This window comes from Ameyamaea chiangmaiensis, from assembly GCF_013376175.1.
In the GTDB taxonomy this organism is placed as follows: domain Bacteria; phylum Pseudomonadota; class Alphaproteobacteria; order Acetobacterales; family Acetobacteraceae; genus Ameyamaea; species Ameyamaea chiangmaiensis.
Map to the genome: position 1 here is coordinate 19,916 of NZ_JABXXR010000023.1, position 10,865 is coordinate 30,780.

At 65.4% G+C, this 10,865-nt stretch carries 13 protein-coding genes; 11 read left to right on the plus strand and 2 right to left on the minus strand.

Annotated features, from left to right (window positions below):
* Window position 1: 1 nt before the first annotated feature.
* The 3 genes from pgmG to moaA are packed head-to-tail and all read left to right on the plus strand — an operon-like array spanning window position 2 to window position 2,682.
* A complete protein-coding gene (pgmG, locus tag HUK82_RS05345; RefSeq protein WP_176612966.1) occupies window positions 2–1,411 on the plus strand; it encodes a phosphoglucomutase/phosphomannomutase PgmG in 1,410 nt (469 codons plus the stop codon).
* 25 nt (window positions 1,412–1,436) lie between these two features.
* Window positions 1,437–1,625, plus strand: coding sequence for a DUF3553 domain-containing protein (locus HUK82_RS17380; protein WP_264802223.1), 189 nt, complete (start codon window positions 1,437–1,439; stop codon window positions 1,623–1,625).
* A 43-nt stretch (window positions 1,626–1,668) separates the two neighbouring features.
* A complete protein-coding gene (gene moaA, locus HUK82_RS05355; protein WP_176612967.1) occupies window positions 1,669–2,682 on the plus strand; it encodes a GTP 3',8-cyclase MoaA in 1,014 nt (337 codons plus the stop codon).
* 46 nt (window positions 2,683–2,728) lie between these two features.
* Here moaA and HUK82_RS05360 read toward each other — a convergent pair whose 3' ends face one another.
* The gene (locus HUK82_RS05360; protein WP_176612977.1) at window positions 2,729–3,601 is read right to left on the minus strand and encodes a methyltransferase domain-containing protein; all 873 of its coding nucleotides are present in this window, start codon (window positions 3,599–3,601) and stop codon (window positions 2,729–2,731) included.
* A gap of 53 nt (window positions 3,602–3,654) precedes the next feature.
* Between HUK82_RS05360 and HUK82_RS05365 the strand changes: the two genes are divergently transcribed.
* From HUK82_RS05365 to HUK82_RS05385, 5 genes are all read left to right on the plus strand, one after another.
* Window positions 3,655–4,464, plus strand: a complete 810-nt coding sequence (locus tag HUK82_RS05365; protein WP_176612968.1) for a ComF family protein — start codon at window positions 3,655–3,657, stop codon at window positions 4,462–4,464.
* Between the two features lie 43 nt (window positions 4,465–4,507).
* Window positions 4,508–4,768, plus strand: coding sequence for a glutaredoxin 3 (gene grxC, locus HUK82_RS05370; protein ID WP_176612969.1), 261 nt, complete (start codon window positions 4,508–4,510; stop codon window positions 4,766–4,768).
* 23 nt (window positions 4,769–4,791) lie between these two features.
* Entirely contained in the window at window positions 4,792–5,247 is a 456-nt protein-coding gene (locus HUK82_RS05375) for a DUF1178 family protein (RefSeq protein ID WP_176612970.1), read from the plus strand.
* On the plus strand, window positions 5,192–5,713 hold the full coding sequence (locus tag HUK82_RS05380) for a DUF2147 domain-containing protein (RefSeq protein WP_176612971.1): 522 nt from the start codon (window positions 5,192–5,194) through the stop codon (window positions 5,711–5,713). The genes HUK82_RS05375 and HUK82_RS05380 overlap by 56 nt, the downstream gene beginning before the upstream one ends.
* Window positions 5,714–5,794: 81 nt before the next feature.
* Entirely contained in the window at window positions 5,795–7,087 is a 1,293-nt protein-coding gene (locus HUK82_RS05385; protein ID WP_176612972.1) for a lactonase family protein, read from the plus strand.
* Window positions 7,088–7,106: 19 nt separating this feature from the next.
* Here the strand turns inward: HUK82_RS05385 and ubiG are convergent, their stop codons facing one another.
* Window positions 7,107–7,850, minus strand: coding sequence for a bifunctional 2-polyprenyl-6-hydroxyphenol methylase/3-demethylubiquinol 3-O-methyltransferase UbiG (gene ubiG / locus HUK82_RS05390; protein ID WP_176612973.1), 744 nt, complete (start codon window positions 7,848–7,850; stop codon window positions 7,107–7,109).
* A gap of 116 nt (window positions 7,851–7,966) precedes the next feature.
* Here ubiG and HUK82_RS05395 point away from each other — a divergent pair, with 116 nt between their 5' ends.
* From HUK82_RS05395 to HUK82_RS05405, 3 genes are all read left to right on the plus strand, one after another.
* Window positions 7,967–9,220, plus strand: a complete 1,254-nt coding sequence (locus tag HUK82_RS05395; RefSeq protein ID WP_176612978.1) for an aspartate kinase — start codon at window positions 7,967–7,969, stop codon at window positions 9,218–9,220.
* A 24-nt stretch (window positions 9,221–9,244) separates the two neighbouring features.
* Complete coding sequence (locus HUK82_RS05400) at window positions 9,245–10,288, plus strand: NAD(P)H-dependent flavin oxidoreductase (RefSeq protein WP_176612974.1); 1,044 nt, start codon at window positions 9,245–9,247, stop codon at window positions 10,286–10,288.
* Window positions 10,288–10,865: helix-turn-helix domain-containing protein (locus tag HUK82_RS05405; protein WP_176612975.1), on the plus strand; the 578-nt coding region annotated here is incomplete at its 3' end. The genes HUK82_RS05400 and HUK82_RS05405, both read left to right, overlap by 1 nt.

Genomic DNA, 10,865 nt, shown 5'->3' on the forward strand with positions numbered 1-10,865 from the left:
CATGTCGTTCACGCACGCTTTTGATGCCACGAGCCTCCGCGAGTACGATATCCGCGGTATCGTGGGAAAGACGCTTCACCCTGCGGATGCGTACGCGATTGGCCGGACGTTCGGCTCGATCGTCGCGCGCAACGGCGGTAAGTCGGTCGCCGTGGGGTACGACGGACGGCTGTCGTCGCCTGAGCTGGAGCATTCGCTTGTGCAGGGACTGGTGGCGTCGGGCATGGACGTGGTCCGCGTCGGTCGCGGACCCACGCCCATGCTGTATTTCGCCTCGGTCACGCACAAGGCCGATGGCGCGGTGATGGTGACGGGCAGCCACAATCCGCCGGACTATAACGGCTTCAAGATGATGCTGGCCAACAAGCCGTTCTTTGGCGAGCAGATCAAGGAACTCGGGCGCCTGTCCGCCGAGGGCGATGTGGTGCCGGAACACGCGGGCAACGTTCGCGATCTCGACGTTCACGCCGACTATATCGCGCGTCTGCTGAAAGACTACGACGGCGGTGAACGCACGCTCAGGGTCGTCTGGGATAACGGCAATTCGGCCGCGGGCGATGTTCTGGCGCAGCTCGTGCGCGTTCTGCCGGGCGAGCACATCGTCCTGAACCCGGATATCGATGGTACGTTCCCGGCGCATCATCCCGATCCGACCGTGGCCAAGAATCTCGAGCAGATCATCGCGGCTGTGAAGGCCGAGAAGGCCGATATCGGCATTGCGTTCGATGGCGACGCCGACCGTATCGGGGTTGTCGACAACAAGGGCCAGATTTTGTGGGGCGACCAGACGCTGGTCATCCTGGCGCGCGACGTGCTGAAGAATCATCCTGGCGGGACGATCATCGCCGACGTCAAGGCCAGCCAGGTCCTCTTCGACGAGGTCAAGGCCGCGGGCGGCACGCCGCTGATGTGGAAGACGGGCCACTCCCTCATCAAGTCGAAGATGGCCGAGACTCGCTCGCCGCTGGCCGGCGAGATGTCGGGGCACATCTTCTTTGCTGACAAGTGGTACGGCTTCGACGACGCGATTTACGCGGCTATTCGTATGTTGGGGATCGTGGCGCGCATGGATACGCCGCTGTCCGACGTCCGTGACGCGCTGCCGTCAACCATTTCCACGCCGGAACTGCGCTTTGATTGTCCCGATACACGCAAATTCGCTGTGATCGACGAGGTCGCATCGCGTCTGAAGGAGAGTGGGGCTGACGTGTCGCCGATCGACGGCGTGCGTGTGAATACTGCCGACGGCTGGTGGCTGCTGCGTGCGTCCAACACCCAGGCTGTTCTCGTCGCCCGCGCGGAAGCCCGTTCCGAAGAGGGGCTGGAGCGTCTGAAGGAGGCACTGGTCGATCAACTTGAAAAGTCGGGTATTGCCGCACCGGATTTCTCCGGCGAGAACGCGGGACACTGACGGGCGACCGGCGGAGGGGTGGCTTGTGACCGGTCGGGGGGACATCCTTCGTTCGTTTTTGGAGCCCGGGCAATTCGTCCGCCATCCCGCGCACCCGGAGTGGGGGCGCGGGCAGGTTCAATCTGCGGTGGCGAACCGGGTGACGGTCAATTTCGAGCATCAGGGCAAAGTCCTGATCGACGCGGCGATCGTGACGTTGTCGCCGATCGACTGAGGGCGGTTTTGCACCGGTCGCCGCTCCGCACTATGTGTGTCTGATGATGCAGAGCTTTTCCGACACGCAGGGCCGCCACATCAGCTATCTCCGGGTGTCGGTGACGGACCGGTGCGACATGCGCTGCGTCTATTGCATGTCCGAGGACATGGTGTTCCTGCCGCGCGACGACGTGCTGAGCTTCGAGGAAATGGAGCGCCTCTGCGGCGTCTTCATCCGTTCTGGCGTGCGTCGGATGCGCATAACGGGCGGCGAGCCGCTGGTGCGCCGTGACGTGCTCGGTTTCTTTACGTCATTAGGCACATGGCTGGGCCGACCGGCCGGGCAACCGGGACTTGATGAACTGACTCTGACGACCAACGGATCGCTTCTCGCGGAGTATGCTGATGGGCTGCGGCGCGCCGGGGTGCGCCGGGTGAACGTCAGTCTGGATTCGCTCGATCCGGCGCGGTTTGCGGCGGTCACACGCCGGGGGAAACTCGACAAGACGCTTGCGGGCGTGAAGGCCGCGCGGGCGGCGGGCCTGGACGTACGCATCAACACGGTTGCCATGGCGGGCGTCAATGATGACGAATTCGATGACCTGATCCGATGGTGCGGTGAGGTTGGCACCGATCTGTGTCTGATCGAGACGATGCCCATGGGGAACGTCGGCGAAGACCGGGCCGAACGCTACTTGCCGCTGTCGCGGGTGCGCACGGACCTCGCACGGCGCTGGACGCTGGAGCCGGTTGCGCACCGGACCGGCGGTCCCGCGCGCTACGTCCGGATCGCGGAGACAGGGCGACGGCTGGGCTTCATCACACCGATGACGCATAATTTCTGCGACACGTGCAATCGTGTGCGGCTGTCGTGCACCGGCACGCTCTACACCTGTCTGGGGCAGGAGGATCAGTGCGATCTGCGTGGGCCGCTGCGGGACGGGGCGACTGACACGATGTTGACCCGTCTGATCGCCGATGCCGTGGCGCGCAAGCGGAAAGGCCATGATTTCCTGATCGACCCGGCGGTGCGTGAACGCGGGCCCGCTCGCCTGATGAGTGTGACCGGCGGGTGACGGACTCTTATCGGAACGAATGATTTAAAATCAATATATTATGACATTATTCTGAGTTTTTACGTTCACTATTCCCCGCCGAGAGAGCATCCTCCAGCGAGACGGTGAAGGCGCCGGGCGCGAGAGGTCTGGGCTGGTCGGCGGACGGCGCCCAGCCGGTCATCATCGCGAGGTGCAGCGGCATCGCGAACGTGCCGTCACTCTGAAGACGCATGACCGCCGTCGGGAACAGGGCGTGTGGCACGGACCGCCGGTCCCGTACGACAAGCGCATTGGTCTCGCCGGCGGCGCGAAGATCGCGCAAGAGTGCCAGTCCGGTCTGATATTCCAGCATGAGCGTTTCCGCGTCCGCGACCGGCAGGGCAAAGCGTGCCCGTTGCAGGAGGCCCGCGCAGTCGCGCAACTCCGGAAAGGGGGACACACGGGCCGAGGCCCCGCCGCGCAGTTCCACTTCCGCCTCCATAAGCGTCGCACGCAGCGGCGCCAGGGTGGGCAGTACCGGCATGCTGGCGAGAAACAGTCCGTCCGGACACAAGGCATGGCGGATCTGGACCAGTGCGCCAGGCAGGTCGTTGACCCAGTGCAACGACAGATTGGCGATCACAAGGTCGAAACTGTTCGGCCCGAACGGCAGGGCTTCCTCGTCCGCGCAGACGCATGGGCCGCCCGACAGACGCGCCATGGCCGGCGAGAGATCGCACGAGATGACGTCGATACCGCGGGCGCGCAAGCGTGGCGCGACCACACCGCGACCGCCGATATCGAGTGCTCGGGTGAAGCGTCGGGTGGTGTCGTCCAGCCGTTCAAGCAGGCGTTCGGCTGCCTCGTCCAGGATCGGTTCGACCGCACCTATGGTGCGCGCCGCCCGTTCGCGGTGTATCCTGACCGCCCGCCGATCGAATATCGTGTTGTCTTCCATAGTCACGGATGTGCGCCCTTGATGCGAGCCTGCCAAGCCCTCGGTCCGACGGCATGAGTGCTGTCCAACGCATACGCCGCGTGTGTCTGGCGGCCCTCGATCTTCTGCTGCCGCCGCATTGCACTGGGTGCGGTGCGGAGGTGATGGCGCATGATACGTTCTGCGCCGACTGCTTTGGGCAGATCGAGATCGTGCACACGCCGTATTGCGTTCGATGCGGCGTGCCGGTGCCGGCTGCCGGTTTTCTTAATGGCGCGAAGACGTGCGCGCGCTGCGCGTTGCGGCCGCCGCCCTGGACCGCCGCGCGGGCAGCCTTCGTGTATAACGAGCGGTCACGCGACCTGATCCTTCCGTTGAAATACGCAGACCGAACGACCAACGCGTCCGTGCTGGGCACGTTCATGAGGCGCATCGGCGCCGACCTGTTGCATGACGCGGATCTTCTTGTGCCCGTGCCGCTTCATCGGGCGCGACTGCGACACAGACGCTACAATCAGGCGGCTCTTCTTGCCCGGGCCGTGGGCCGGCGAAGCGGGGTGCCCCTTATGGTGGATGCGCTGGTCCGGACGCGTTCGACCACGCCGCTGGCGGGCCTGGGGGCAGAGGCGCGGGCGCGGGCGGTTGCGTCCAGCATTGCGGTGCGGGAGTCCCGGCGCCATCACGTCCGCGACAGGGCGATCGTGCTGGTGGACGACGTGCTGACGACGGGCGCGACAGCCGGCGAGTGTGCGCGCGCCCTTCTGGCGGCGGGTGCGGCGCGCGTCGATCTATTGGTCGCAGCGCGCACGACCTGGTCCGAGCGCGAAGATATTTCCACGCCCGATATTGAAAATCGGAATTTTGCCGTGACATTAACCCACTGAGATACATCATGTGTCGGCCGTTGTGGGTCGGTGTGGAGAGAGAATGCCCAAGATCGAGGTTTATACCCAGCCGGGTTGCCCGTACTGCGTGCGTGCCGTTCGTCTTCTGTCGTCCAAGGGCGTCCCGTTCGAGGAGATCACGGCCCTGCACGGCACGGCCGAGCGCACCGCCGCACGCGAGCGTTCCGGCGGCCGCACGACGGTGCCGCAGGTTTTTATCGATGGACGGTCGATCGGCGGGTGCGACGACCTGATGGCTCTCGAGCGCAGCGGGCAGCTTGATCCACTGCTTCAGGTGGCCTGAGGCCGGTTCGTCGGGAGCGACAGGTGATCTGTTATCGTCTTGCATGCGCCAGGGACCACACGTTCGAAGGATGGTTTCGCGACAGCGCCGCCTTTGAGTCGCAGGCGCGCATGGGGTTGGTGACGTGTCCGCAGTGTGGCGAGACGCGCGTGGATCGGGCATTGATGGCGCCGGCCGTGCACACGCGGGGCGAATCGCCGAAGGGCGCCCCCGTGGCTGAAGAGAGCGCCGCGCCACAGGCGACAGCCCCCGCGCTTCCGGACGCAGTGCGTGCCGCCCTCATGCGCGCGCGTGCAGAGATCGAGCGGACGTGCGAGGATGTCGGTGACGGATTTGCCGAAGAGATGGTTCGGATGCACCGCGGCGACCGTGAGCGTCGCGGCGTCTATGGCCAGACGACGGCTGAGGAGCGAGAGGCGTTGCATGACGAAGGAATCGAATTCGGCGTGCTTCCCTGGCTTCCGCGTGCGGACGGTTGACGCACGGCGCCCGCCGCGGCGGCTGCACGTTATCGCCCTGTGCGGCGTTCTTCTTGGCGCGGCCGCCGGACTCGTCGGGCCGGCCCGCGCGGCCGAGATCCCCGAACTCGGGCTATGGCTTTCGCAGGACCACGACGGCGTCTTTTCGATTGCCCGGTGCGGCACGCAGTTGTGCGGCCGGCTGGTGGGGATGCGCTACACGGGCGAGATGCCGCGCGACGTCAATCATAACCCCGAGTGCAACATTCAGATGCTGACCGGGTTTGAACCCACCAATGATGACGACAAGGCTTGGGAGGGACGGATTCTCGATCCCGACAGTGGCCATGTCTATCACGCGCGGATCTGGACCCCGAAGGACGGGATCCTGAAGCTGCGTGGCTATATCGGTATTCCGCTGTTCGGCGAGACGCAGACCTGGACACGGTTCACGGGTGCCATCGGTCCAGAGTGCAAGTTGCGCTGATCGGCGCTAGACTCGCAAGAGTCCGACATAAGGGACCTGCCGCCATAAGGCGGGCCCGATAAACAAGGAGACGTCGTTTCCATGACCGCACGCAGCCTGCTTTCCCGTCGCCGCTTCGGACTTGGCGCTTTTGGCGCCGGTGCGCTGGGCACCCTGTCGATCACGCGCACGGCGTTTGGCGCGCCCACGCTGGACAGCGGAACCGGCGAGAACTCCGGGCTGGGCCCGCTGCCCGCCAAGGGACCGCGTATCCTGTGTTATGTCGGCGGCTACACCAAGCACGCGCCCCCCGGTGGCGCGGGGAACGGGCAGGGGATCGCAACCTATGAGCTCAACTTGGCGGACGGATCGCTGGTCCCGCGTTCGGTGTTTACCGACATCGCCAGCCCGTCTTTTATCACCCTCTCGCCCGATCATCGGTTCCTGTACGCGCTGAGCGAGATCGACGACTACAACGCCGGTCACGACGGCAGCGTGACGGCCTTTTCGATCGATCCCGCGACCGGGGCGTTGCGCAAGATCAACACGGTCTCGTCCGGCGGGTCGGTGCCGGCGCATCTTTCGGTCCACAAGAACGGGCGTTTCGTTCTGGTGGCCAATTACGTCGGGGGCTCGATCGCGGTACTGCCGATCAAGCCGGATGGCAGCCTTGGGGAAGCCACGGACGTCTACAAGGCGACCGGACCGAAGATGCCCGAGCGGGCGGCCGACAACCCGCCGGGCAATTTTGCGGTCAGCGACCATTCCGGCTCGCACATGCACATGGTGCATTCCGATCCGTCGGGAAACTTCGTGCTGGCCGATGATGCCGGTCTGGATCGCGTCTATGTCTGGAAACTCAGCGACGATGGCAAGCTGGTTCCCGCGAAGACGCCGTTCATCACGGCCGAGCCGGGTTCGGCGCCGCGCCATTTTGCGTTCAGCCCCGATGGCCGGATTCTCTACAATCTCGGCGAACAGGACTCGCGCGTCGTGGTCTCGGACTTCGATCCGCAGACCGGCGAGATCAAACCCCGCCAAAGCGTCAGCACCGTCACCGAGCATTTCCGCGGATCGACGTTGGCCGCCGAAATTCTGGTCGGGCCCAAAGGCGACAAGCTGTATGTCAGTAACCGGTTGGGTGACTCGCTGGCGGTGTTTCATATCGCCGCCGACGGCAGCCTGACGCTGATCGAGGAAATCTGGATGCACGCCGATTACGGCCGCGCCCTGATGTTCGAGCCCACCGGGCGTTATCTGTTCTGCACCAACCAGCGCAGCGATTCGATCACGTCGTTCAAGGTCGATCCGGCGACCGGCAAGCTGTCGTTCACCTGGAAATTCACGCCGATCGGTAGCCCCACCACCATGGCGTTCGTCACGCTCAAGGCGTGACGACAGCCCGCGACGCATGTCAGTCGCGAGTCATGGCCGCGATGTAGTTAATGCCCAGATCGCGGCTCTCGCGCCAGGCCGGGGGACGCCAGGTCAGGCCGCGCACATCGATCGCACGCATGCCGGCCTGACGGGCGTAGGTCGCCAGTTCGGCCGGCGTGACGAACTTGCGCCAGTCATGGGTGCCGCGCGGCAAAAGCCGGAGCACATATTCCGCGCCGAACTTGGCGATCGCCAGAGCCCGCACCGTTCGGTTCATGGTCGAGACGATTGCGCGGCCACCGGGCAGCAGAAGCTGGGCTATCATGGCCATGAAGGCGGCGGGATCGGTGACGTGCTCGATCACCTCAAAGGCCGTCACAGCGTCGAAGCGCTCGCCGCGCGCCAGCAGGTCTTCCGCACTGCCGCACTCATATCGGAGCGATCCGGCGTCTGGTCCCAGCGGACTGATGGCCAGATGGGCGCGGGCAGCCGCGATGGCATCGGCCGAGGCATCGATGCCGGTGACGTCGTGCCCGTGCGCGGCCAGAGCCTCGCTCGCCAGACCCGCGCCGCAGCCGAGATCGAGAACGCGCAACCGACCGCCTCGTGCTTCGGTCAGAGGTGTCAGGTGACGTTCCGTCCAAGCGATGCGCGGCCCGTTCATTGCGTGCAGGGGGCGCATTGGTCCGCGCGGATCCCACCACTGGGACGCGAGGGCGCTGAAACGCGCGATCTCGTCCGGGGCGACGGAACTGGGGGCGGGTGAGGCGGAAACGGACATGAAGGCTGGAACTCCGGGCGAAATGCTGGACGGAAATGCCGCGCGGGTCTATGTGACGCGGCTTGCCGCGCCGCGCAATGGACGCATGCCGGAAAACCGAGTGGAGAGTGAGTGCGATGTCTCGCCGTGTGCCGCGGATTGTGATGAAGTTCGGTGGAACGTCGGTGGCGGACCTCGATCGCATCCGGGCCGTTGCCGCGCGGGTCAAGCAGCAGGTCGATGCGGGGGCGGAAGTCGCTGTCGTGGTGTCGGCCATGTCCGGGGTCACGAACCAGCTGGTGGGATACTGCCAGTCGCTGTCGCCGCTGCATGACGCGCGCGAATATGATGCCGTGGTGGCGACGGGCGAGCAGGTTACGAGTGGCCTTCTGGCGATCGCGCTGCAGGGGCTGGGCGTCGATGCCCGCTCGTGGCACGGCTGGCAGATCCCCATTCGTACGGACGACGCGCATGGCAAGGCGCGTATCGAGGGCATCGCCGGCGAGACGCTGATCGAACAGATGCAGGCGGGGATCGTGCCGGTCGTGGCCGGGTTTCAGGGTGTTGGACCGGACAATCGCGTCACGACGCTGGGGCGCGGCGGTTCGGACACGTCGGCGGTTGCGATCGCGGCGGCCGTGCGCGCGGATCGCTGCGATATCTATACCGATGTGGACGGGATCTACACGACCGATCCGCGCATCGTTGCGAAGGCGCGCAAGCTCGATAAGATCGCGTATGAAGAGATGCTGGAGCTCGCGTCGGTGGGGGCGAAGGTCCTGCAGACGCGCAGTGTCGAACTGGCCATGAAAGAGCGCGTTCGCGTTCAGGTTCTGTCGAGTTTTACCGATGGCGGCGCGCCGGAGGAAGGATCCCTGCCGGGATCGCTAGTGGTGGACGAGGACGAGATCGTGGAAAAGGAACTGGTGGCCGGTATCGCGTATTCGCGCGACGAGGCAAAGATTTCGGTGCGTCATGTGCCCGATCGCCCCGGTATCGCGGCCGCGATCTTCGGTCCGTTGACGGCCGCCAACGTGAACGTCGACATGATCGTGCAGAGCACGGGTGCCGATGGCCTGACCAACATGACCTTCACGGTGGGCAAGGCCGATTTCGCCCGCGCCAAGCAGGTGCTGGAAGACGCACGGGACGAGATTCAGTACGGCGAACTGCAGACCGACAGCGACGTGGTGAAGATCAGCGTGGTCGGGATCGGCATGCGTTCGCACGCGGGTGTCGCCGCGACCATGTTCCGCACCCTGTCGGAGCGGTCGATCAACATCCAGGTGATTTCGACCAGCGAGATCAAGGTCTCGGTCCTGGTGGCGTCCGAATACACGGAACTGGCGGTCCGCGCCTTGCACGCGGCCTACGGTCTGGACGCGGCCTGAACCGTGGACGCGACGACAAACGCCATGGCCCCTGACGTCCACGACCGCGGGCGCGCCGAACTGGACGCTCTGTGGGCACGTGGGCGCGACTTTCTCGGCAGTCGCTATGCGCTGCTGGGTGGCGCGATGTCCTGGGTAAGCGAGCGCAACCTTGTGGCCGCGATTTCCAACGCGGGCGGTTTTGGCGTGATCGCGTGCGGCGCGATGGACCCTGACCGTCTGGCCGCGGAAATCGCCGGAACACAGGCCCTGACCCAGCGGCCGTTCGGCGTCAATCTGATCACCATGCACCCGCAGCTCGATGATCTGGTGCGCGTGTGTCTCGAGGCGAAGGTCGGGCATATCGTGCTGGCGGGCGGCATTCCGTCGTCGGCCACGATCCGCGCGATCCGCGACGGTGGGGCGCGCGTCGTGGCGTTCGCCCCGGCGCTGGTGCTGGCCAAACGGCTGATCAAGTCGGGGGCCGAGGCCCTTGTCATCGAGGGGTCGGAGGCGGGTGGCCATGTCGGGCCGGTGTCGCTGACGGTTCTGGCACAGGAGATCCTGCCGCATATCCACGATGTTCCGGTGTTCGTCGCCGGTGGTCTGGCGCGTGGCGACGCGATCGTGTCTTATCTGGAACAGGGGGCGGCGGGCGCGCAGCTTGGCACGCGTTTTGCTGCATCGGTCGAGAGTATCGCGCATGAGAGATTCAAGGCCGCTTTCGTGCGCGGCAATGCCCGCGATGCCGTAACGTCGGTGCAGCTGGACGAACGCTTTCCCGTCATTCCGGTGCGTGGATTGGCCAATGCCGGCAGTCGCGCGTTCCTGGCCCATCAGGCCGACGTCGTCCGACAGTTCCATGACGGAACACTGTCGAAAGACGAGGCGCAGCTGTCGATCGAGCATTTCTGGGCCGGTGCCCTTCGCCGTGCGGTGATCGACGGGGACGTCGAGCATGGCTCGGTCATGGCGGGCCAGTCGGTGGGCATGGTAAAGAGTGTTCAGCCGATCGCCGAGATCATCGACGATCTGGTCGAACAGGCGATCGCGGCAATTGTGAAGTGGCAGCAACGAACGGAACGTTAATGGCGGCGACGAAAGGTGTTGGCGCGGAGGGCGGTAAGGGTAGTCCCGGTCGTGCCGAGGGCGCGGACCGGGTGGGCCCGACCCTGCGTGCACGACGCGAGCAGTTGGGGTGGAGTCTGGACGACGTGGCCGCCTGGCTGCGTATTCGTCTGTCGTATCTTCAGGCGCTGGAAGATGGCGGCACCGGCAATATGCCCGGTGACGCCTATGTCGTGGGCTTTCTGCGCACCTACGCCGGTGCGCTGGGCTTTGATGCCGAGGATATGGTGGCGCGCTTCAAGCGCGAGACCGGCGGCCTGGCACGCAAGCCTGAACTGACGTTTCCGTCGCCGGTGCCCGACCGCGCCCTTCCGGCCGGTGTAATCGTGCTTTTGGGGTGTGTAGTGATCGTCGCGGCCTATGCCGGCTGGTATCGCTACACCGACCACGGGCGCAGCCAGCCGCAGCCGGTGCCCCCGATTAACGACGTCATGCCCGGCGTCACCGCGCATTCGACCACGTCGCCGCAGCTTGCCACCGTCATGCCGCCGCCCGGCCACGCGCCCAAGGGCGGAGCGGTGCCCGAACCTGCGCCGAG